Here is a 21,813-nt window from a genome sequence, read left to right as displayed (position 1 = left end):
ATGCTTGATCATAAACGCATCTTATTGATTTTAACTGGTGGCATCGCCGCCTATAAATGCCTCGACCTTATTCGCCGCCTGCGGGAGCGTGGAGCGTCGGTTCAGTGTGTGATGACTGACGGCGCGAAAGAGTTTGTGACGCCTTTGTCTGTGCAAGCTCTATCAGAGCAGCCTGTGTTTGATAATCTCTTCGATCTCACACAAGAAGATGAGATTGGGCACATTAAATTATCCCGCGTTGCTGATTTGGTTGTGATTGCGCCAGCAAGTGCTGATTTTCTCGCGAAAATGGCAAATGGCCTTGCACCTGATTTGGCAAGCGCCGTGTTGCTTGCCAACAACAAACCCGTGCTTATCGCGCCCGCCATGAACCCACATATGTGGAACAACCCCGCGACCCAACGCAATGTTGAAAAACTTCGCGGCGACGGTGCGCAATTTATTGGGCCAGATATAGGTGAAATGGCAGAACGCAATGAAGCAGGGCGTGGGCGCTTAAGCGAACCGCTTGAGATTGTTGCAGAAGCCGAGCGTCTGCTTTCAACGGGCCCCTTAGCTGGCAAGCATGTTCTGATTACCGCAGGCCCAACCCATGAGCCAATCGACCCTGTGCGCTATATCGCGAACCGTTCATCGGGCAAGCAAGGCTACGCTATTGCCAATGCATGCGTGATGGCGGGCGCCAAGGTGACGCTTGTCAGCGGGCCGACCAATTTGGCTGAACCGCAGGGCATGGCCGTTGTGCAGGTTGAAACTGCATTAGAGATGCAGCAAGCCGTGAATGATGCCTTGCCTGCAGATATTGCCATCATGGCCGCAGCGGTTGCTGACTGGCGGGTTAAAGGGGCAAGTGGTCAGAAGATCAAGAAAGATGGCTCTGGCGATATTCCAGCGCTCAACTTTGAAGAAAATCCAGATATTTTGAAGACATTGGCCCATAGCGATGGTCGCCCTGACTTGGTGATTGGCTTTGCTGCCGAGACTGAAAAAGTGGCCGAGCACGCCCGCGCCAAGCTGGAACGCAAGGGTGCTGACTGGATTGTGGCCAATGATGTTTCGTCAGAAGAAAAAGGCGGCATTGGTGTTATGGGCGGTGATGAGAATATCGTTCACATCGTCTCAAAAGCCGGCGTTGATACGTGGGACAAGATGCCAAAGTCTGAAGTGGCTGATCTGCTGGTTGAAGCGATTGTTAAGTGGAGCGCAAACTAATGGTGCAGGTTGCGCTTAAAACTCTTCCTCATTTTGATGGCTTGGAATTGCCCGCCTATGAAACGGCAAACTCCGCAGGCGTAGATCTTCGCGCCGCTGTGGCTGAAGGTGCACCCGTAACGCTTGGATCGGGTGAGCGGACATTGATCCCAACGGGCCTCGCGATGGAAATTCCTGAGGGCTATGAAGCACAAATCCGCCCCCGTTCTGGCCTCGCGATTAAGAACGGTGTGACTGCGCTTAATTCGCCCGGCACAATTGATGCTGATTATCGTGGCGAAGTTCAGGTGATCTTGATCAACCACGGTGCAGAGCCTTTCACTGTTGAACGCGGTATGCGCATTGCTCAAATGGTGATTGCACCCGTAACGCAGGTGACATTTACGACCGCAGATGAATTGAGCGATACAGAACGCGGCGCAGGTGGTTTCGGCTCAACAGGTGTTGCTTAGATGTTGGATGCTCAAGAGATTGAACGCTATGCCCGTCACATTGTTTTGGCAGAAGTGGGCGGTGCTGGGCAGCAAAAATTAAAAGCAGCAAAGGTTTTGATCATCGGGGCAGGTGGTCTTGGTTCGCCCTTGTTGCAATATTTAGCCGCCGCAGGTGTTGGTACGCTGGGTGTGGTTGATGATGACGAGGTCAGCCTTTCTAACCTTCAACGCCAAGTGATCCATGACACAGAAAATGTCGGTGAGCCAAAGGTTGAAAGTGCAGCAAGCGCGATTAAACGCATTAATCCTCATGTGACCTTCAACGCTCACAACGCGCGCATTAATAGTGATAACGCGGCAGACTTGATCGCAGGCTACGATATCGTTGCCGATGGTTCTGATAATTTCGACACGCGCTACCTCGTATCTGATGCTTGCTACCATGCAGGTAAGACACTGGTGACAGCAGCCGTTGGTCGATTTGACGGAACGCTCACCACCTTAATGCCTCATCTGAGCGACGATGCAGGTAATGCCTACCCAACCTATCGCTGCTTGTTTCCAAACAGGCCAGAGGAAGGGGCGGTGCCAACATGCGCGGAGGCGGGGGTTCTGGGTGCCTTAACGGGCGTTCTTGGCACGATGCAGGCGCTCGAAATTATTAAGCTCATTGCAGGTGTTGGTGACAATATGGTGGGGCGTTTGTTGCTGGTTGATAGTCTCTCCATGCGGTTTGAAACCATCAAATATAAACGTGACCCGAAAAACCCATTAAACGGGGATCATTAAATGGGCAATCAAGGGCAGCGCATTGACCCGCAGGATTGGGACCAGTTTTCCCAAGACTTTCATGCGCTCCTTGATCAATGCTTAGAGCGAATGAAGTCGGCGCGTGATTTTCCTTGGCAGCCGAAGCCTGAGGACATGGGGCCATCGGTCGCGCTCTCCATTGATGAACCGGGCATGACGTCTGCCGACCTATTCGAAAACCTCACGCAAAACATCATGCCCTATGCCACAGGCAACACGCATCCAAAGTTTTTTGGCTGGGTTCATGGCACAGGTTTGCCGCTTGGTGTTGGCGCTGATCTTGTTGCAAGCACCATGAACAGTAATTGCGGTGGGCGTGATCATGGGGCCGTTGAAATTGAACGTGCTGTTATTGATTGGGTGAGGCTTGTGGCAGGCTTTCCTGATGGTTCGTCAGGTATACTCACGACAGGCACATCGCAAGGCACCATCCTCGCCCTGTCTGCTGCTCGCGTAAAACGTTTTGGCTCAGATGTGCGCAAAAAGGGCATCCGTTCTCTGCCAGACATAAAAGTATATGCCGCCAAAGGCGCTCACTCGTGCATGTCTAAGGCACTTGATGTCATGGGCCACGGCAGTGACGCGCTTCGCTCGGTGCCGACAATTGATCATGCGATGGACTTGGTAGCACTCAAGGCGATGGTGGAAGAAGACCGCGCGGCAGGCTGTGTTCCGCTTGCTGTTGTTGCAACAGCTGGATCGGTCAATCTGGGTACTTTCGACCCGATTGATGAAATTGCCGATTATTGCCGCGAGCAAGATATTTGGCTCCATATTGATGGCGCTTTTGGGTTTTGGACGCGTTTGGCGGATGAGCCTTGGCGTTTGCTTTCCAACGGTGTTGAAAAAGCAGATTCCATTGCGTGTGATTTCCATAAATGGATGTTTGTGCCTTACGATTGCGGCGCGTGCTTAATCCGCGACCATGATTTGCACCGCGCCACCTTCGCAGAACGCCCAAGCTACCTTGCGCCGCAAGACGCAGGCATTGGCGGTGGTGATCTTTGGTATTGTGATTATGGCTTGGAGCTTTCACGCGGCTTTAAAGCGCTGAAAGTTTGGGCGGCAATCAAGGGCTATGGCACGAAGACATTCGGTGATGTCATTACGGATAATTGCAAACAGGCTAAACTTATGGGCGAACTGGCAGGCCAAACAGAGGGCCTGCGTCTTGCTCATCCCGTTGTTTCAAACCTGTGTTGCATCGCTTTGGAAAAGGCAGACGCCAGCAAAGTCGCCGCTCAATTGCAGCTCAGTGGCGATGTGATTTTCTCGACTACTACGGTCGAAGGTGAAAACTGTCTGCGGGCAGCCATCGTCAATCACCGCACGAGTGAGCAAGATATTATTGATGTGATTAAGGCTGTACGCGATGCGGCATGCAGCTAGGCGTTACCGTTAAAGCTCGGCGGCAACACGCGGTCTGGTGGTCTGTGGCCATCGGCGTAAGTTTGAATGCTGATGATTACTTTCTCACCCATCTCAATCCGGCTTTCGATGGTCGCCGACCCCATGTGAGGCACGAGGACTGCGCGGCCTTCTTGCGCGAGCTTAATGAGGCGTGGATCAACGTCCGTCGCATTTTCAATGACATCAAGGGCAGCGCCCGCAATTTTACGCTTTAGTAAGCTATCAATCAGCGCTTCTTGGTCAATCACCTCACCACGCGCGGTGTTGACGATATAAGCTTCCGGTTTGATATACGCTAAGCGCTCTTTTGAGAGCAGGTGATAGGTTTCCGGCGTATAAGGGCAGTTGATTGAAATGATGTCCATTTCGGCCAACATATCGTCGAGATTTTCGTAATAGGTCGCGCCCAATTGCTCCTCAACCTGTTTGGCGACAGGGCGGCGACCATGATAATGGATCGACAGGCCAAAGGCGCGGGCGCGTTCTGCTACACCTTGCCCGATACGTCCAAGACCAATAATGCCAAGCTTCTTGCCCTTTAGACGACGTCCTAGCATCCAAGTGGGTGACCAGCCGGGCCAGCTCTCGCCAGATTGCATCAAAGCGGCCCCTTCCGCGATGCGTCGCGGCACGGCCAAAATCAGAGCCATGGCCATATCAGCCGTATCGTCGGTTGAAACGCCGGGGGTTGATGTAACGATGATGCCTTTTTCATAGGCTGCAGCAACATCAATATGATCAGTACCCGTGCCAAAGCTCGCAATCATCTTAAGTTGTGTGCCAGCATGAGAAATTAATTCTGCATCAATTTTATCGGAAACGGTGGGAACGAGAACCTCTGCTGTTTGAACAGCTTTGATCATTTCTTCTTGGCTAAGCGGTTGTTCTGTATCGTTAAATTGCGGGTCAAACAGCTCCTGCATTCGAGACTCAACCTCGAGTGGAAGCTTCCGCGTTACAATGATGATTTTCTTCTTTTTCGTCATTTAATAACCGGTTAACCTTTCTCATTGAGGTGACATTAACCTCAGTCTGGCAGCTTTACCAAGCGCTATCCCACTCCTGGGAAAGTTGTTCGGTGAAATTCAAGTTAGTGGTTTGTTGCTCGTGTTAATGTTTTCGTCTTTTCGGTTTCCTGTAATTGTTTCCTCAATTTTATGTGCTTTGTCCATATTAATTATGCCAATAGCAAACGCACAAGATGCAAGTGGCATCGATAGGCTGATTGCTGGTGCCATTCAGGGCAAAGAAACGGGCTTGCCGCTCCCACGTTTTGTGAGTTTGAAAGCAAAACGGACGAATATGCGTGTTGGTCCAAGTTTCGATCACCGCATCTCATGGGTGTTTGTTAAACCGGGTGTTCCAGTTGAGGTCATCCAAGAATTTGAAGTTTGGCGTTTGATTCGCGACGCTGAAAATCAAGAAGGCTGGGTTCATAAAGCGCTATTGTCATCTAATCGCGTTGCAATCGTTGCTCCTTGGTCTAAGGGCGAATCTTATGTGAATGTCCATAAAAATCCACTTCGCAATGCAGCTAAGACTGCCAAGCTACAATCTGGCGTATATGCTGAAATTGTAAGCTGTGAAGGTAGTTGGTGCGAGCTTGAAGGCCGCAACTATGCAGGCTGGGTACCAGCAGCAGAGCTTTACGGTGTTTATCCCGGTGAAAAAGTAAAATAATCGCACGATTAATCAGTCATGCGATTCGCTAGAAGCTAATCTCAAATCTTCAAATTGTAAGCTAACTAGCCTTAAGCAGTTTTCTTGCGAAGACGTACAACGACGTCCACGCGGACAACTTCCATATCATCTGGGACATTTGGAATGTCTTCAGATGATAATTGAATGCCATCCACATCAAAAACTTCGTTCGTATCTTCAACGAAGAAATGCTGGTGCTCGTGGGTGTTGGTATCAAAATATGTCTTCGCACCATCAACGCTCACTTCGCGCAAAAGGCCCGCTTTCGTGAATTGGTGCAAGGTGTTGTACACAGTTGCGAGTGACACAGGCATATCGCTACGCTCGATCACACTATAAAGATCTTCAGCCGAAATATGCTTGTGACCGTCCTTAAAAAGGATGTCGGCAATAGCAATGCGTTGGCGTGTAGGCTTAAGGCCTGCCTCGCGCAATTGTTCAACTGTTGACGTCTGCATCATCATAAAATGACCATTTCCACTATTATTCTTCAATTTTGACCCACATTACCCCTAAGGACAACGTCAAAACCATGGATAACTTTTGCTATCGAAAACCTTATAACACCACAAATTGTACATTGCAAAAGCTGTTGTTGTCGTTTGGTGAACGAAATCAGATTGGCATTGGCAGAAAAACTCGTTAAGTACACGCTTAACGGCGATTGTGAGTGCGGCACTGCGCACCACCGCGCATATGAGAATTTTTAGGAGTAGACATGGATCCCCGTCAATCGAGTTTTACTTATGAAGAGCTTTTGGCCTGTGGCCGTTCGGAATTGTTCGGGCAGGGCAACGCGCAACTACCTGCGCCGCCAATGCTGATGTTTAACCGCATCACAGAGGTAAGCGAAACGGGTGGCGCCTATGACAAAGGGTTCATTCGCGCGGAATTAGATGTAGATCCAGAAGCTTGGTTCTTCCCTTGCCACTTCATCGGCAACGAAATTATGCCTGGTTGTTTGGGGCTAGATGCTCTTTGGCAGCTCACAGGTTTCTATCTTGGATGGCTCGGCGAACCTGGATATGGTATGGCGCTCTCCACAGGCGAAGTGAAATTTAAAGGCATGGTCACGCCAAAAACCAAACAAGTTGAATATGGCGTCGACTTTAAACGTGTTATGAGAGGTCGTCTCGTGCTGGGCATCGCTGATGGTTGGCTAAAAGCAGACGGCGAACAAATTTATACGGCCAAAGATTTGAAGGTTGGCCTATCAAAAGAAAAAGCGGCTTAAAAGCCCGCTGCATCACTCGATCCTGATCTTGGTGAATTGAAGGAAAAGTAAAAAATGAAGCGTGTTGTTGTGACCGGCATGGGGATTGTATCCTCAATTGGTAATAATCTACCGGAGGTTCTCGATAGCCTCATTCATACAAAATCTGGTCTAAGCCATGCGCCAGACTTTGCGGAAAATGGTTTCCGTTGCCAGGTTATGGGTGCACCGACACTAGACCCGTTCGAAGTCGTCGACCGCCGCGTTACTCGTTTCATGGGCAAAGGTTCTGCTTGGAACTATGTTGCAATGGAAGAAGCCATTAAAGATGCTGGCTTAGAAGAGGGCGACGTTTCGCAAAACCCACGCACAGGTATTGTGATGGGTTCTGGTGGTCCATCAACCCGCGTGGTTGTGGAAGCGGCTGCGGTAACTCAGAAAAATGGTTCTCCAAAGCGCATCGGCCCGTTTGCTGTGCCAAAGGCTATGTCTTCTACGGCCTCTGCAACCCTTGCAACGCCTTTTAAAATTCATGGTATCAACTACACAATTTCGTCTGCTTGTGCGACGTCAAACCACTGTATTGGTAATGCTTACGAGCTGATCCAAATGGGTAAGCAAGATATTGTTTTTGCAGGCGGTAGTGAAGATCTCGATTGGACAATGTCGAACTTGTTTGATGCGATGGGTGCAATGACATCCAAGCACAATGAAACACCTGAGTCCGCTTCTCGCGCCTATGATGCATCCCGCGATGGTTTCGTTATTGCAGGTGGTGCGGGCGTTTTGGTTCTTGAAGAATTAGAACACGCAAAAGCACGCGGTGCGAAAATTTACGGCGAAATCGTTGGCTACGGCGCAACATCCGATGGTCACGATATGGTGGCTCCATCTGGTGAAGGCGCGATCCGTTGCATGAAGATGGCGCTTGAAACTGTGAATGAAGATGTCACTTACATCAACACACACGGCACCTCGACACCTGTTGGCGATAAGCAAGAAATTGGCGCGATCAAAGAAGTGTTTGGCGACAAAATCCCGCATATCTCAGCGACAAAATCTCTGACAGGCCACTCGCTTGGTGCAACAGGGGTTCAAGAAGCGATCTACTCATTGTTGATGATGGAAAACTCCTTCATTTGCGAAAGTGCGCACATTACTGAGTTGGACCCTGAATTTGAGGGTGTTCCAATTGCCCGCGCCCGCATTGATAATGTTGACGTGAACGTTGCGCTTTCAAACTCGTTTGGCTTTGGCGGAACGAACGCGACGCTCGTCTTCCAAAAACTCTCATCTTAAGGCTGGAGGCTTCATGTCTGGTTTAATGGCAGGAAAACGCGGCCTCGTTATGGGGGTAGCTAACGATCACTCGATTGCTTGGGGCATTGCCAAAGCATTGGCAGACCAAGGCGCAGAATTGGCTTTCACCTATCAAGGCGAAGCTTTTGGTAAGCGCGTGAAGCCGCTTGCTGACAGTGTTGGCTCTGATATTTTGGTGCCATGCGATGTGGAAGACATTGAAACAGTTGATGCGGTCTTTGATACGTTGAAAGAAAAATGGGGCAAGATTGATTTTCTCGTTCATGCCATCGCATTTTCTGACAAAAATGAGCTCAAAGGCAAATACGCAGACACAAGCCGTGAGAACTTCTCCCGCACAATGGTGATCTCCTGCTTCTCTTTCACTGAGATTGCAAAGCGTGCTGCAGAAATGATGCCAGACGGTGGTTCCATGATCACATTGACCTATGGCGGGTCAACACGCGTGATGCCGAACTACAATGTTATGGGTGTCGCAAAAGCAGCGCTTGAATCGTCCGTGCGCTATCTCGCATCAGATTATGGCCGCGACAACATTCGCGTTAATGCCGTTTCGGCGGGTCCGGTTAGAACGCTTGCAGGTGCCGGTGTGGCAGATGCGAGACAGATGTTTAATTACCAAAAAGAGAATTCGCCTCTCGGCAGAACAGTGGACATCTCTGAGGTTGGTGGCACGGGATTGTACCTGCTGTCTGATCTGTCTTCTGGCGTTACCGGTGAAATTCACTTTGTGGATTCGGGTTATAGCACCATCTCAATGCCGCGATTGGGCTGAACTTTAAAGTCTGTCTTAGAGCCTGCCAGAACGGATTGTAAAAATCCGCCAGCGAAGCTGTATTGAATTTTACCTTTGACAGTTTTGATTTCGTTCTTAAAGTTCTAGGCGAAACGGAGACGGTTATGTCATCAAAGCTTACGCCACATATTCAATATGCACTGTTGCCAATCATCATGGTATTTTGTGTTTTTGCAGCCGCTGCAGGCGGTGCATGGATGCTGTTGGTTTTGGCTCTGCCAACAATCATGGCAACCTTCGTCGATGAATTGGCCGGTGAGCAAGAGAAAGACCATCCTTATCTTACTGCTTTGTTGAATTTCTATCTGCTCTCCTGCTTGCCGCTGATTGCACTCTTGTCCATTGTCTTCGGTTATTATGCAGGTGTTGGCGCGTTGAGCGGTTCGATCGAAGCTGCTTTTGCGACAATCGGCATCGATATTGCTGCTAACAAAGCGGCCACAAACACTTTTCATTTTACAATCGGCGTGTTGGGCGCTGGCATGTTGATGGGCGCGGGGGCGACCAATGTTGCGCATGAATTGACTCACCGTGTTAATGCACGCGATTTCATTGTGGGCCGCTGGTTGCTTGCCTTCACGCTTGATACCACCTTCGCGATTGAGCACGTGCATGGCCATCACCGCAATGTCGGCACCAAGCAAGACCCGGCAACAGCTCGGCGTGGCGAATATGTGTTGGGCTTCGTTTTTCGCTCAACTATTGGTGCGTTTTTAGGGGCTTTCGATATCGAAGAAGAGCGGGCCAAAAGACGTGGTTACAAGGCTATGTCATGGAAAAATAGAGCAATCCGTGGCCAATTCATGACCCTCGCTTTGATAGTCGCTCACTACCTTATCGCGGGTTGGATGGGTGTTTTGTTCTTTGTTGTCATCGGCTTGATTGGAAAGTTATTTTTAGAACTCGTCAATTACGTCGAGCATTACGGCCTGATCAGAATGCACGGCACAAGGATAGAGCCTCGCCATTCATGGAACTGCAATCGGTTCGTTTCCAATTTGATGCTGTTTAATTTGCCCCGTCATTCACATCATCATCAATTTGCGAATAAACCGTTTTGGCAATTGGAGAATTTGGAGGGTACGCCGACCATGCCTCATGGCTATCTCACCATGTTGATCATCGCGTTAATCCCACCAATTTGGCACGCTAAGGTGGAGCCGATGTTGCATTATTGGGAGCAAGAACTTGCATCCGATGAAGAACGCGAAATCATGCAAGCAGAAAGATTAGAGCTTGGTTGGGTTGCTTAAAAATAAGTGCGTCTTGTTGCGCTGGTCATTTGTCTTACTCGTTACCGTTTCGCTCGCAGCCTGTTCAAACAATGGCGAGCTACAAACCAAAGATATTCTCGAGCAAAGCTTGAAGATTGAACGAACTTTCTCATGGACAGGCATCGGCTTTTCGGGCGAAGTCACGCTACGGCCTGATGCAACAGCTTCTTTGCGTGTGACCGGTAAAGGGGCAGATGACGGGCGTTGGCAAGTGCAAGGCGACAGCATTTGCACCACTTGGAAAAAAGCGGCTCAAGGCAAAACAAAATGCGCGAAAATCTACCGTCAATTTGATGGCAGTTACAAAATCGTTTCTAAATCAACAGGCGTTACGGTTGGTTTGATGAACTTGAAGACCGATAAAAAGCAATAAGTTTGATTGCTATTTGTCCTTAAGAATGAAGGGCTTGAAGTTCTGCTTCTTCTGGTCTTGTACCATGCAAATATAAAACGCAGGTAGTTCGCAGCATGGATGCGAAATTTGGAATTTTTCCTTGCTTTTCAATGGCTTCGTCGTAAAGCGTCGACATGAATTTCGATGTTGTTAGCCCTTGCGACAAGGCGATTTCATCAAGCAAATCCCAAAAGGCACTTTCAAGCTGTATCGATGTTGAATGTCCCCCAATGCGCACAGATCGATTGATTGCTTTGTATCCGTCGGGGTCTTGGCCTGAAAATACGTTACACATATTCGTCTTCCTCCCTACCTCGTGCAGTTTGATGGTTGCCCTCCCAAGCAGACCACTCATTGCCAAGTCAGTGTCGGGGAAAAACGTAATATTTGCAAGTAATTAAGGCTGAGACAAAACGCGCCAACAAACAGCTTGGATAAATAAGTGTGGTAGTCCGCTGCCACCACGTCCCGCTTACACAGGTCATAATCGATCCTATATTTTTGTGTTTGATTGTTTGGGAGGACGATTTGGCAAAGGCAATCCATTCGATGATCCGTGTTCTGGATGAAGCGCGATCAGTTGAATTTTATGACAAAGCATTTGATCTAAAGTCTTGCGGGCGCTTTGATTTTGAGAATTTTACGCTGAATTATTTGCGCAATGACGAGGTTGATTTTGAGCTGGAGCTCACCGTCAACAAAAGCCAGACCGAGCCATATAACCTTGGTGACGGCTACGGCCACATCGCCTTTTGCGTTGATGATTTAGACGCTGAACATGCGCGGTTTTCGGAACTTGGATTAGAACCACGCAAAATTGTTGAATTTGAACGCGACGGCGTTTTGTTCGGACGGTTCTTTTTTGTGGCCGATCCTGATGGTTATCAAATCGAGATTTTACAGCGGCACGGAAGATTTCAATAAAGCGCACTTGAGGAGGTGCTCTTTTTCATTTTGAGGAGGAGGTGAATATGACAACGATTTATAAAAACCAACGAGGAGAATCTGGGGAGGGCTTATCGCGGCGCGATGTTCTCACCCGTGGTTCGACGCTTGGTATTGGTGCCGCTCTTATTGTAAGTGGCGGAGCTGTGTTGAGCGCTGATCGTGCTTGGGGACTTGAGACAAAAGCCTTGAAGCCTGAGACGATGGCAACTCTCATTGAGATGGCACGTGATGTTTACCCGCATGATCGCCTTCAAGACAAATATTACGCGATTGCCGTTAAAGGCCATGACGAAAAGGCGGCAACGGATGCAGCCCATAAAGACATGATCGAAGCAGGTATTGCTGATCTCGATAAACGAGCTGGCGGTTCTTATCGCGGCCTTGGTTGGGAAGCTGACCGTGTCGCCATTCTTCGTGAAATTGAAGAGAGCGGTTTCTTTCAAGCGGTAAGAGGCGGCCTTGTGGTGGCGCTTTATAACCAGAAAGAGATTTGGCCCCTGTTTGGATATGAAGGCGAGAGCTATTCCAAGGGTGGTTATTTAGGACGCGGTTTTGACGACATTGAGTGGCTATAGAGGAGGCGAACATGGCAGCACCATATGATTTAAACGATGACAACGTTGTCGTCATTATCGGCTCTGGCGCGGGTGGCGGAACACTCGGCAATGAGCTGGCACAAAAGGGTATCGACACAGTAATCCTAGAAGCAGGTAGTCGGCACGAATATGATGAATTCATCAACGACGAGTGGGATAGTTTCGGTCAACTTGCTTGGCTCGATGCACGCACCACATCTGGTTCTTGGCGGGTTGCAAAAGACTTTGCGGGCTTGCCTGCATGGATCGTGAAATCGGTCGGTGGATCAACCACGCACTGGGCTGGCGCATCTTTGCGTATTCAAGAACATGAGTTCAAAGCACTCACGACTTACGGCGCAGTTGAAGGGGCAAGCCTGCTTGATTGGCCAATTGGTCTAAAAGATCTTGAGCCATATTACGCCAAAGCCGAAGACAAAATGGGCGTGACGCGCACCAACGGCATTCCGGGATTGCCGGGTAATAACAACTTCAAAATCATGAAGGCGGGTGCCGATAAGCTTGGCTATAAGGAATGTCACACAGGTCGTATGGCGATTAACAGCCAAGACCGTGATGACCGCACAGCCTGCCAACAAACAGGTTTCTGTTTTCAAGGCTGTAAGTGGGGCGCTAAATGGTCGACGCTTTATGTGGAAATTCCAAAAGGTGAAGCAACAGGCAAACTGGAAGTACGCGCCAATGCGCATGTTCTCAAAATTGAACATGATGACAGTGGCAAGGTAACAGGCGTTCTATATGCAGATAAAGACGGCAATCAACATCGTCAAAAAGCGCGTGTTGTAGCCGTTGCAGGTAACTCAATTGAAAGCCCGCGCATTCTGCTCAACTCAGCCTCTAGCAAGTACCCTGATGGATTGGCGAACTCGTCTGGTCAAGTGGGCAAAAACTATATGCGCCACATGACAGGTTCAGTTTATGGCCTATTTGATAAGCCGGTGAACTTCTATCGCGGTACCACAATGGCTGGCATCATCACCGATGAAGCTGGTCATGACCCATCACGCGGCTTCGTTGGTGGTTATGAGATGGAAACATTGGCGCTTGGTTTGCCATTTATGGCGGCCTTCCTTGACCCAGGTGGTTGGGGCAGAGAGTTCACAACAGCTCTCGATGCCTATGACCATATGGCGGGCATGTGGCTTGTGGGCGAAGATATGCCTCAAGAAAGCAATGCCATCTCGCTTAATGGAGACGTGAAAGACGCGCACGGTCTTCCCGTTGCCAATGTGCATTTTGATGATCACCCAAATGACATTGCCATGCGCGACCATGCTTATCAGCAAGGGGCCGCGGTTTATGATGCTGTTGGGGCAACACGTACCTTCCCAACGCCACCTTATCCTTCAACGCACAATCTCGGTACAAACCGAATGAGTGCGAAGGCGTCAGACGGTGTGGTGAATGGATGGGGCCAGACGCACGACATCAAGAACTTGTTTGTGTCTGATGGTAGCCAGTTCACCACAGGTGCCGCTGAAAACCCGACACTCACGATTGTAGCGCTCGCCATTAGACAGGCAGACTACATCGCAAAAGAAATGGGTTCAGGCACTCTTTAAGAAAACGTCGAATGACATCCAATACAGGGCCCCGCATTCGTGCGGGGCTTTTTGCGACAAAAGGTAATTGTGAATTTATTACGTCACTATTCTTCATAGGAACCTTGACTCATCATACCCTAATCATTTTATTACGCTCCATCAGCAGGCACCTCCCAAATAGCCTGACATCCAAGAATGGAAAATCCTATGAACAAGCCTTTTAGTGCTGTCGATCCCGACGGACTTCTTGAGTATTCCGTCGTCTTTACTGACCGATCCCTCAACCATATGTCGCAGGCGTTCCAAGGTGTTATGCGCGACATTTATGCGATTTTAAACGAAGCCTATAATGCAGATGCAGCCGTCGTCGTCCCAGGGGGGGGTAGCTTTGCAATGGAGGCTGTGGCTCGCCAATTTGCGACCGACAAAAAAGTTATGGTGATACGTAATGGTTGGTTTTCTTTTCGTTGGACGCAAATTTTTGAAGCAGGTGATATCCCAGCTTCTGCTGAAGTTCTAAAGGCTCAGCGTTTGGCCGATGAACACCAATCGCCTTTCGCTCCAATGGAAATTGACGAGGTAGTTGCCCGCATCAAGGCAGAAAAGCCAGCGGTTGTTTTTGCGCCGCATGTTGAGACATCATCCGGTGTCATCCTTTCAGATGATTATATGAAACAATTATCAGACGCAGCTCACGAAGTTGGTGCACTGTTTGTCCTTGATTGTATCGCATCAGGCGCCATCTGGGTTGATATGAAAGAGATCGGCGTGGATGTGTTGATTAGCGCACCACAAAAGGGCTGGAGCTCTTCACCATCTGCTGGTCTTGTGATGATGAATGAGCGGGCGCTTGAGATTTTGCCAAACACAAAAAGCACAAGCTTTGCTGTTGATCTCGCGAAATGGCACCAGATCATGCAAGCCTATATCAATGGCGGCCATGCTTATCACAGCACTATGCCAACGGATGCACTACGCGGCTTTCGTGACACGATGGTTGAAACCCGTGACATTGGTTTTGACGTTCTTAAAGAACGCCAATTCGAGTTGGGCCGTCGTGTGCGGGCACTGCTTGCGGACAACGGTTTTAAAAGCGTTGCGGCTTCTGGTTTTGAGGCACCCGGTGTGGTGGTGAGTTATACAGAAGATGACGGCATCCAAAACGGTAGTAAATTTGCAGCCAACGGCATGCAGACGGCTGCTGGCGTGCCTTTGCAGTGTGATGAACCTGATGATTTTAAAACGTTCCGCCTCGGGTTGTTTGGCCTTGATAAGCTTGCTGATGTCGATCGCACCGTGAATCGTTTGCGTGATGTGTTGGGCCTTGTTGTTTAACCGATTGAAAATTGGGTCATTCAGGATTAAACCAGCCCCATGACCCAATTTATCGTTGCCGCCCTTTATAAATTCACGTCGCTCCCCGACTTTGAAATCCATCAACAGCCGTTGCAAGCTGTGTGTGATGCGTATGATGTAATGGGCACTGTGCTCTTGGCATCAGAAGGCATTAACGGCACGATCTCAGGTTCACGCGAGGGGCTTGATGCGGTGCTTGGGCATATCAAAACCAAGATACCCGGTTGCGCTGATCTCGATCACAAAGAGAGCTGGGCAGATGACAAACCGTTTTACCGCATGAAGGTGCGATTGAAGCGGGAAATTGTCACCATGGGTGTTGAGGGTGTCGATCCCAATCAAGCGGTCGGCCAATATGTCGACCCGCAAGATTGGAACGATGTTATTTCAGATCCTGATGTGATCGTCATCGATACGCGCAACGATTATGAGGTTTCAATCGGAACCTTCAAAGGGGCTGTTGACCCTGAGACGACATCGTTTCGTGAGTTCCCAACGTGGGTGCGCGAAAATCCTGAGCTTGCGAAAACCAAAAAAGTCGCCATGTTTTGCACCGGCGGCATTCGCTGCGAAAAAGCATCCTCTTTCATGCTCAATGAAGGCTTTGACACAGTCTACCATCTCAAGGGTGGTATTTTGAAATATCTGGAGCATGTGCCGGAAGAAAAGAGCCTTTGGGAAGGCGAGTGCTTTGTCTTTGACCAGCGGGTATCAGTGCGCCACGGCTTGGAAGTGGGTGACTATGATATGTGTCATGCCTGCCGTCATCCCATTGATGAAGAGGCGAAAGCATCTGAATTTTATATTGCGGGTGTCGCTTGCCCGCGTTGTCATGATGAACAAAGCGATGAACAAAAACGACGCTTTGCAGATCGCCAAAAACAAATTGAACTTGCTCAATTGCGCGGTGAAGAGCATCTTGGACAAAAGAAAACTGGTCGCTAGGTCCTGACTCTCATGCTTGATGCCACAGACAAACCCGTCCTCTACACCTTCCGCCGCTGCCCTTATGCGATGCGCGCGCGGATGGGGATTTATGCGTCTGGCATCAAGATGGAATGGCGCGAACTCGTGCTGCGCGATAAGCCAGAGCATATGGTGGAAATTTCACCAAAGGCCACCGTCCCCGTCGTGCAAACTCCTGATGGCAAGGTGATCGATGAGAGCTTCGATGTGATGCTGTGGGCACTTCAACAAAATGACCCACATGCATGGTTGCCGCTAAGTGCTGAAATGACCCAGCGTTCTAATGAGCTGATCGAAGAGTGCGACACAACTTTTAAGCATCATCTTGATCGCTATAAATACCCTAACCGCTATGAGGGTGTTGATGCGATAGAAAGTCGGGATGCTGCTGTCGAGATTTTAACAAAATGGAACGGCTATTTGGCCCACCATGCAAACCTCCTAGCAGAACAAGCCAGCCTTGCTGACTATGCAATATTTCCCTTCGTCCGCCAATTTGCCAATGTGAAACGTGATTGGTTTGACGGTCTCGAATTGCCACATTTGCAAGCGTGGTTAGAGCGGCATTTAACGTCCAAAATATTTGCCGACATTATGATCAAGCAAAACCCTTGGAAGCCAGAAGATGAGCTTTTGATTTTTCCGCAAGAAGCAAAAATGGAAAAAGCGGCTGGTTAAGGGTTCTATTTCGATGTCTTGAGAAAGTGGAACATATGAAAGCCCATATCGTACTCGCGCATCCAGAGGTGAAATCATTCAATGGCCTCTTGGCAAATTTGACTGTTCGAAGTCTTGAGCAACAAGGCTATAGCGTCACCCAATCAGATCTGTACCAGATCGGCTTTGACCCGTGTGAAAAAGCAGAGCATTTCACCAATCGGTCGAATGATGAGGTATTTCACGCCCAAACAGAACAGCGATATAATGCGGGTGAGGGTACATTGCCTGCCGATGTTCAGGCGGAAATTGATAATATTCTGGCCTGCGACCTACTGGTCGTTCATTTCCCGCTTTGGTGGTTTGGTCCTCCCGCCATTTTAAAAGGCTGGATGGACCGCGTTTTTGCTTATGGCAAAATGTACAAGAGCTTAGAGCGTTATGATCGCGGCATCTGTGCGGGTAAGAAAATGATTGCCTGTGTCACCACTGGTGCGAGTGAGGCGTCATGTTCTCACAACGGGCGAGAAGGCGACACCATGATGCATCTATGGCCCGTTCTGTTTCCGTTTCGCTATCTTGGCTTTCAAGTATACCAGCCTGAAGTGTTTTACGGGGTTGGCGGTGTATCTTTCATCGAAGGGCACGATGGGGCCAACTCCTTTATTGATTCTTATGAAAAGCGTTGGAGTGGGACGATTTCTTCGTTGGGTGACCGTTCCTTTGTTCCTTACAATTCTGACACCGACTTTGATGAGACAAATAGGCTGCTAAAAGACGCGCCTGATTACTCTCCATTTGTCCGGCAGACAAAATAAAAACGGCGCCCTAAGGCGCCGCTTTGTTATTTTGTGGTTTGCTCGATTACCACTGGATCTGTTCGATCTGGTAGAAGTCGATAGATGAGCCATCGTCGAAGTTGATGGTACCAGCACTATCATCTGACAATGTAAGCGCACCAGCATCTTGGCCTGTGATCTCACCTTGATCGAGAGTGAGCGTCCATGAGTTGCCGAAGCTTGAGTCTGGTACATTTTCCAGCTCAATTGCATCGGTCCAACCGCCACCTTCGCCACCGTGAACAGTGTCGTTGCCATCACCAGCTTCAAAGGTGAACAGGTCATTGCCTGCGTCGCCATGAAGCGTGTCGTTACCAAGTCCGCCATCGATAATATCATCGCCGTTGCCGCCGAAGATTGTATCGTTGCCACCACGGCCTTCGAAGTGCTCGTTGCCTGAATTGTTGAAGTTCAAGAAATTGCCACCTTGGTCACCTTGGATGGTGTTGTCGGTTTGAATTTCAAGATCTGCAATTGTTGGCTCGATAGATGGTGCGTCGTAATCAACAACAGTTTCTGTGTCGAGTGCTACATCGTCGAACTGGAAGACTTCCACACCATGCGTTGTGTCCGTACCTTCGTTGTTGTTGTCACGGTTGTCTGTGACAGAGAAAGTACCATCTTCGTTTTCAGCGACAGTGTAATCCTCACGGTTGCCATCGAACAATGCACGGTCTACGCCTTCGCCACCAACCAATTGGTCGTCGCCAAAGCCGCCTTCTAGCGTATCGTTGCCTTCGCCGCCGTGCAGTTCGTCATTACCTTCACCACCGCGAACGTCATCGTTGCCAGCTCCAGCAAACAACAGATCGTCGCCGCCATTGCCGTGGATAGTGTCATCGCCAGCACCTGAATGCTCGCCACCAACTGTCCGTGATCCATCAAGGTTAGTCTCTTGATTTTCAGTCGAGAAGTTACGCTGGTTGCTTCCATTGTCGAGGTCGAAGACACGGCCACCGTCGGCTTGATCAAACTGACCAAGATCAATCGATGGTGCTTCAACTGTCGCAGCAGTCGCTTCCTCGATGTCATTGACGTCGATAGTCAATGTTTCGCTGAGTACTTCCTGCACAACATCTTGGGCTTCAACTTTAATGTTGTCGACGCTGTAAGATTCACCTCTGAATGATACATCGGTTTCAATTTCGATGGTGAGCTCTGACCCTTCAGGAATATTATCGAAGGTGAAAGATGGACCATTATCAATTGTGCCGTTGTCATTGACAAGTTCGATACGCTCGCCATCGACGTTGGCATAAACCGTGATGTTGTCAGCATTTCGGCCGCTTTCATCAAGACCACCTTGGCCAGACAGTTCGAACGAGATCGACACACCTTCAGCATTTGAAATATCAATCGTTTCGGTTTTGAACTCCGATGTACGATCATTTCCAACACGGCTAAAGTCTTGAGTGCCACTATTGTTTTCGCTGAAATCTTCAGTGAACAAAGTGCTAGGGCCCGCGCTTTCAACAGCAGAGACTGTCACATCAACGGTTGGTTCTGTTTCAAAATCAAATGATACATCACTCTTGACTTGTAGTTGACCGTCAACCACCTCAAAGCGCTCATCTGAAACTTGGAACGTTACACCCGCATCGCCAATATCAGTGCTCAACTGACCAACCACAGCGCCTTCAGCATTTTCATCAACATCGTTAGATGAAAGCGTGATCGTTGTTGCTACTTCAGTGATGTCATTGACGTCGATTGTAACTTCTTCCACATGAGTGGCGCCATCTTGGTCAGCAACTTGAACGTTGAGTGATAGGCTTTCAGTTGCTTCAAAGTTGATATCTGCACCATCTTTGACAACGATCTTGTCGCCAACGATTTCGAAGTTATCGTCTTCAACTGGATTGCCTTCGCCATCCACCAAAGTGAAGGTGAGGGTGTCACCAGCATCTGGATCGATACCTGCAAGATCAGCAACTTCAGTGCCAGCCACTGCATTCTCGTCAACCTGAATACCCTCACTGCTTTCAACAAGCGTATTGTTGCTTACCAATGAGATGTTGTCGAGGAAGCCACCAACAGAGTCAGTATCATCAGCAGGCTCACGGAACTCAAGCGTATCAAGTCCACCAGTGCCTTCAACTTCGAAGCTAAAGTTCTGCCACTCTGTTGAATTAGCATCGATTGTGTCGACCAATTCACCGTTCCAATAAACTTCAACTTCGTTGCTATAGTCTGTGCTGCGTGATGCACTGTCGAATGTCAGAGTATATGTTTCTCCGTCAACCGTTTGAACATCTTGTGATATGCTGTTTTGCTCACCAGCGCGGCCATCAAGCTCCAAGAACTGCTCGCCTTCACTGCCTTCGCGGCCTTGCAAGCTATCCCAGATTTCGGCTTTGTCAGAGGCCTGCCAACCTTCAATGTCGTTGAATTGAGCAAAGCCACCATCACGAACATCGTCAGCTTCGAAGCTGCCGTTGACTAGAAGGTTTTCGCCTTGGCCGGTCTGGCTCTCTTGTACAGTGCCGGTTACAACTAGATCGACTGGCGCTTGGTTTTCAACAACATCTGAGACATTGATCGAAACAGTCTCAGTGATAACGTTGCCGCCTTCGTCTGTAACCGTCAAAGTCAAATCATGTGATGTCGCCGTTTCGAAGTCGAGGTTTGCACCTTCTGCGACAACCAATTGACCATCAACCACCTCGAACTGATCAGCGCCTTCGCCTGACAATTCAATTGTATGGCTGTCACCTGCATCTACATCCACGATGTTGATTGTTGCAACAACAGTACCGGCAGCTGAGTTTTCAGCAATTGTGTCGTTAGACCAGTTGATGTCCACAGGAGCGTCGTTGTCACCAGTAACATTTGCAGTCAAGGTTGCTGTAGCGGATTCGCCAGCAGCATCAGTCACTGTGTATGTCAATGATTGGCCAGCAATTTCACCGCCATCAAGCGCTGCGAATGCATCAGCTTCTTCATTGATTTGGAAAGTAAATGAACCATCTGCTTCCAATGTGAAGGTACCAAATTCGCCCTCGATTTCAGAACCAACCTCAACAGATTGGCCATCAAATTCGATTGCTGTAACCGTCAGAGCATCGCCATCAGCATCTGTATCGTTTGCCAATACGTTGCCGCTTGTAAAGCCTGCTGTTTCTGACTGACCTGCAATGCCAAAGACATCACCAGCCAAAGCGTCGCTCAGGTCTTGTACTTCAACAGTTTCACCTGTTTCAATATCAACTCCGTAAACGCGGTTTTCTGTATCAATTGCAATCAGTTCGCCATCACCATTTGACGCGATACCAAAGATGTTCTCGCCGTTAGTGAAATCGCTCGCAACGACCTCAGTTGGGATTGAACCACCTTCTGCACCGTCCAGGTCAATGCGGATAATTTCTTGATCGAGAGTTGCAAGATATAACTCACCATCAACAATTGCTAAGTCACCACCCGATTGAGCTCCTACATCGCCGACCACAGTCGATTCACCGGTTTCCAGGTCAACACTGAACAGTTCAGTGCTGTTGAAGGCACTTGCATAAACCTCACCGTCTGGTGCAACCACGAGAGCGTTTGTACCAAATGGAAGATCTGACGGGATTGATTGAATGATATCACCATTAGATGGGTCAAGCTCTACCAAGTCACCCGCTGGGAAGACGAGGGCGAAGACTTCACCATCACTGTTGACTGCCACATCGCTATATACTTGGCCATTTGTGTCGCCCAATACTTCAGATGTACCAGTTTCCGGGTCGAATGTACCAAATTGCGATGAGTTCACGAAGAAGAAGCCATTGTCAGGCGTATCCACGCTTACCGTATCGTTTTGGGCAATCGGAACAACGTTCTCATCAACGTCACCTACGTTCACAACCAGCGATGTATCTACTGACAAGCCGCCAGCATCTGTCGCCGTGATCGTAAGGTCATATGAAGAAGTATCTTCAAAGTCGATGTCTGCACCCTCAGCCACAACCACTTGACCATCCACGATTGCGAAGTTTTCTGAGCCTTCGCCAGAAAGTTCGAATGTGTGTGTGTCGTTTGCGTCTGTATCGCCCACTGATAGGTTAGCAACCACAGTGCCTGCTTCAACATTCTCAGCAACATCGCCGCCAGTTGCTACAAGATCGATTGGTGTCTCGTTGACGTTTGTGACGTCGATTGCAAGTTCGCCAGATGTTGTGCCGCCGTTTCCGTCGGTAACCTCAACGTTTAAGGTAAACTCTGTTACTTCTTCAAAGTTGATGTCAGCACCTTCAGCCACAACCACTTCACCGTTCTCATTGACAGTGAAGTTCTCAGAGCCTTCGCCTGAGAGTGTGTATGTAAGGGCATCGCCGTCAACATCAGTTGCTGCAAGAGTTGCAACA

General features: G+C 49.0%; 21 protein-coding genes. 17 read left to right on the top strand and 4 right to left on the bottom strand.

Annotated elements, in window-relative coordinates; genetic code table 11:
- From coaBC to ABJO30_03315, 4 genes are read left to right on the top strand one after another with little or no spacing between them, the layout of a single operon-like run.
- Positions 1 to 1,212: a bifunctional phosphopantothenoylcysteine decarboxylase/phosphopantothenate--cysteine ligase CoaBC gene (gene coaBC / locus ABJO30_03330; GenBank protein MEP3231844.1), complete on the top strand. Its 1,212-nt coding sequence runs from the start codon at positions 1 to 3 to the stop codon at positions 1,210 to 1,212.
- Positions 1,212 to 1,664 carry a dUTP diphosphatase gene (gene dut / locus ABJO30_03325; GenBank protein MEP3231843.1) on the top strand — a complete coding sequence of 151 codons (453 nt, stop codon included), beginning with the start codon at positions 1,212 to 1,214 and terminating at the stop codon, positions 1,662 to 1,664. Before coaBC ends, dut begins: the two co-directional genes overlap by 1 nt.
- A complete protein-coding gene (locus ABJO30_03320) occupies positions 1,665 to 2,435 on the top strand; it encodes a molybdopterin-synthase adenylyltransferase MoeB (protein MEP3231842.1) in 771 nt (256 codons plus the stop codon). It begins immediately after the preceding gene.
- Positions 2,436 to 3,845 (top strand): pyridoxal-dependent decarboxylase, encoded by a 1,410-nt coding sequence (locus tag ABJO30_03315; GenBank protein ID MEP3231841.1) that lies wholly within the window; start codon positions 2,436 to 2,438, stop codon positions 3,843 to 3,845.
- On the opposite strand, the gene ABJO30_03310 is transcribed toward ABJO30_03315, so the two are convergent.
- Positions 3,842 to 4,852 (bottom strand): D-glycerate dehydrogenase, encoded by a 1,011-nt coding sequence (locus tag ABJO30_03310; protein ID MEP3231840.1) that lies wholly within the window; start codon positions 4,850 to 4,852, stop codon positions 3,842 to 3,844. The genes ABJO30_03315 and ABJO30_03310 overlap by 4 nt on opposite strands.
- Positions 4,853 to 5,045: 193 nt before the next feature.
- On the opposite strand from ABJO30_03310, the gene ABJO30_03305 reads away from it, so the two are divergent.
- Entirely contained in the window at positions 5,046 to 5,546 is a 501-nt protein-coding gene (locus ABJO30_03305) for an SH3 domain-containing protein (protein MEP3231839.1), read from the top strand.
- A gap of 71 nt (positions 5,547 to 5,617) precedes the next feature.
- Here ABJO30_03305 and irrA read toward each other — a convergent pair whose 3' ends face one another.
- Entirely contained in the window at positions 5,618 to 6,031 is a 414-nt protein-coding gene (gene irrA / locus ABJO30_03300) for an iron response transcriptional regulator IrrA (GenBank protein MEP3231838.1), read from the bottom strand.
- A gap of 254 nt (positions 6,032 to 6,285) precedes the next feature.
- Between irrA and fabA the strand changes: the two genes are divergently transcribed.
- From fabA to ABJO30_03275, 5 genes are all read left to right on the top strand, one after another.
- Complete coding sequence (gene fabA / locus ABJO30_03295) at positions 6,286 to 6,801, top strand: 3-hydroxyacyl-[acyl-carrier-protein] dehydratase FabA (GenBank protein MEP3231837.1); 516 nt, start codon at positions 6,286 to 6,288, stop codon at positions 6,799 to 6,801.
- A 54-nt stretch (positions 6,802 to 6,855) separates the two neighbouring features.
- Positions 6,856 to 8,079, top strand: coding sequence for a beta-ketoacyl-ACP synthase I (gene fabB / locus ABJO30_03290; GenBank protein MEP3231836.1), 1,224 nt, complete (start codon positions 6,856 to 6,858; stop codon positions 8,077 to 8,079).
- 13 nt (positions 8,080 to 8,092) lie between these two features.
- Entirely contained in the window at positions 8,093 to 8,875 is a 783-nt protein-coding gene (gene fabI, locus ABJO30_03285) for an enoyl-ACP reductase FabI (protein MEP3231835.1), read from the top strand.
- 125 nt (positions 8,876 to 9,000) lie between these two features.
- Positions 9,001 to 10,149 carry an alkane 1-monooxygenase gene (locus tag ABJO30_03280; GenBank protein ID MEP3231834.1) on the top strand — a complete coding sequence of 383 codons (1,149 nt, stop codon included), beginning with the start codon at positions 9,001 to 9,003 and terminating at the stop codon, positions 10,147 to 10,149.
- 16 nt (positions 10,150 to 10,165) lie between these two features.
- Complete coding sequence (locus ABJO30_03275; protein ID MEP3231833.1) at positions 10,166 to 10,543, top strand: hypothetical protein; 378 nt, start codon at positions 10,166 to 10,168, stop codon at positions 10,541 to 10,543.
- Positions 10,544 to 10,562: 19 nt separating this feature from the next.
- Here the strand turns inward: ABJO30_03275 and ABJO30_03270 are convergent, their stop codons facing one another.
- Positions 10,563 to 10,859 (bottom strand): ribbon-helix-helix domain-containing protein, encoded by a 297-nt coding sequence (locus ABJO30_03270; protein ID MEP3231832.1) that lies wholly within the window; start codon positions 10,857 to 10,859, stop codon positions 10,563 to 10,565.
- A gap of 233 nt (positions 10,860 to 11,092) precedes the next feature.
- On the opposite strand from ABJO30_03270, the gene ABJO30_03265 reads away from it, so the two are divergent.
- The 7 genes from ABJO30_03265 (at position 11,093) to ABJO30_03235 (ending at position 17,449) form a co-directional block, all read left to right on the top strand.
- On the top strand, positions 11,093 to 11,488 hold the full coding sequence (locus ABJO30_03265; protein ID MEP3231831.1) for a VOC family protein: 396 nt from the start codon (positions 11,093 to 11,095) through the stop codon (positions 11,486 to 11,488).
- A 47-nt stretch (positions 11,489 to 11,535) separates the two neighbouring features.
- A complete protein-coding gene (locus ABJO30_03260; GenBank protein MEP3231830.1) occupies positions 11,536 to 12,087 on the top strand; it encodes a gluconate 2-dehydrogenase subunit 3 family protein in 552 nt (183 codons plus the stop codon).
- An 11-nt stretch (positions 12,088 to 12,098) separates the two neighbouring features.
- Positions 12,099 to 13,670 carry a GMC family oxidoreductase gene (locus ABJO30_03255; GenBank protein ID MEP3231829.1) on the top strand — a complete coding sequence of 524 codons (1,572 nt, stop codon included), beginning with the start codon at positions 12,099 to 12,101 and terminating at the stop codon, positions 13,668 to 13,670.
- A gap of 189 nt (positions 13,671 to 13,859) precedes the next feature.
- Complete coding sequence (locus ABJO30_03250) at positions 13,860 to 14,987, top strand: aminotransferase class V-fold PLP-dependent enzyme (protein ID MEP3231828.1); 1,128 nt, start codon at positions 13,860 to 13,862, stop codon at positions 14,985 to 14,987.
- A gap of 39 nt (positions 14,988 to 15,026) precedes the next feature.
- Positions 15,027 to 15,953, top strand: coding sequence for a rhodanese-related sulfurtransferase (locus ABJO30_03245; GenBank protein ID MEP3231827.1), 927 nt, complete (start codon positions 15,027 to 15,029; stop codon positions 15,951 to 15,953).
- 12 nt (positions 15,954 to 15,965) lie between these two features.
- Positions 15,966 to 16,652 carry a glutathione S-transferase gene (locus tag ABJO30_03240; GenBank protein MEP3231826.1) on the top strand — a complete coding sequence of 229 codons (687 nt, stop codon included), beginning with the start codon at positions 15,966 to 15,968 and terminating at the stop codon, positions 16,650 to 16,652.
- Between the two features lie 35 nt (positions 16,653 to 16,687).
- On the top strand, positions 16,688 to 17,449 hold the full coding sequence (locus ABJO30_03235; protein ID MEP3231825.1) for an NAD(P)H-dependent oxidoreductase: 762 nt from the start codon (positions 16,688 to 16,690) through the stop codon (positions 17,447 to 17,449).
- A gap of 46 nt (positions 17,450 to 17,495) precedes the next feature.
- Here ABJO30_03235 and ABJO30_03230 read toward each other — a convergent pair.
- The coding region (locus ABJO30_03230) for a cadherin domain-containing protein (GenBank protein ID MEP3231824.1) at positions 17,496 to 21,813 on the bottom strand (4,318 nt) is incomplete at its 5' end.

It is taken from the genome of Hyphomicrobiales bacterium, assembly GCA_039973685.1.
Classification (GTDB): Bacteria; Pseudomonadota; Alphaproteobacteria; order Rhizobiales; family JACESI01; genus JACESI01.
This window is presented reverse-complemented; position numbering and strand designations above follow the sequence as displayed.

Coding starts and splice junctions, on each gene's coding strand:
- coaBC (MEP3231844.1), top strand. CDS start 1: ATGCTTGATCATAAACGCATCTTATTGATTTTAACTGGTGGCATCGCC.
- dut (MEP3231843.1), top strand. CDS start 1,212: ATGGTGCAGGTTGCGCTTAAAACTCTTCCTCATTTTGATGGCTTGGAA.
- ABJO30_03320 (MEP3231842.1), top strand. CDS start 1,665: ATGTTGGATGCTCAAGAGATTGAACGCTATGCCCGTCACATTGTTTTG.
- ABJO30_03315 (MEP3231841.1), top strand. CDS start 2,436: ATGGGCAATCAAGGGCAGCGCATTGACCCGCAGGATTGGGACCAGTTT.
- ABJO30_03310 (MEP3231840.1), bottom strand. CDS start 4,852: ATGACGAAAAAGAAGAAAATCATCATTGTAACGCGGAAGCTTCCACTC.
- ABJO30_03305 (MEP3231839.1), top strand. CDS start 5,046: ATGCCAATAGCAAACGCACAAGATGCAAGTGGCATCGATAGGCTGATT.
- irrA (MEP3231838.1), bottom strand. CDS start 6,031: ATGATGATGCAGACGTCAACAGTTGAACAATTGCGCGAGGCAGGCCTT.
- fabA (MEP3231837.1), top strand. CDS start 6,286: ATGGATCCCCGTCAATCGAGTTTTACTTATGAAGAGCTTTTGGCCTGT.
- fabB (MEP3231836.1), top strand. CDS start 6,856: ATGAAGCGTGTTGTTGTGACCGGCATGGGGATTGTATCCTCAATTGGT.
- fabI (MEP3231835.1), top strand. CDS start 8,093: ATGTCTGGTTTAATGGCAGGAAAACGCGGCCTCGTTATGGGGGTAGCT.
- ABJO30_03280 (MEP3231834.1), top strand. CDS start 9,001: ATGTCATCAAAGCTTACGCCACATATTCAATATGCACTGTTGCCAATC.
- ABJO30_03270 (MEP3231832.1), bottom strand. CDS start 10,859: ATGTGTAACGTATTTTCAGGCCAAGACCCCGACGGATACAAAGCAATC.
- ABJO30_03260 (MEP3231830.1), top strand. CDS start 11,536: ATGACAACGATTTATAAAAACCAACGAGGAGAATCTGGGGAGGGCTTA.
- ABJO30_03255 (MEP3231829.1), top strand. CDS start 12,099: ATGGCAGCACCATATGATTTAAACGATGACAACGTTGTCGTCATTATC.
- ABJO30_03250 (MEP3231828.1), top strand. CDS start 13,860: ATGAACAAGCCTTTTAGTGCTGTCGATCCCGACGGACTTCTTGAGTAT.
- ABJO30_03245 (MEP3231827.1), top strand. CDS start 15,027: ATGACCCAATTTATCGTTGCCGCCCTTTATAAATTCACGTCGCTCCCC.
- ABJO30_03240 (MEP3231826.1), top strand. CDS start 15,966: ATGCTTGATGCCACAGACAAACCCGTCCTCTACACCTTCCGCCGCTGC.
- ABJO30_03235 (MEP3231825.1), top strand. CDS start 16,688: ATGAAAGCCCATATCGTACTCGCGCATCCAGAGGTGAAATCATTCAAT.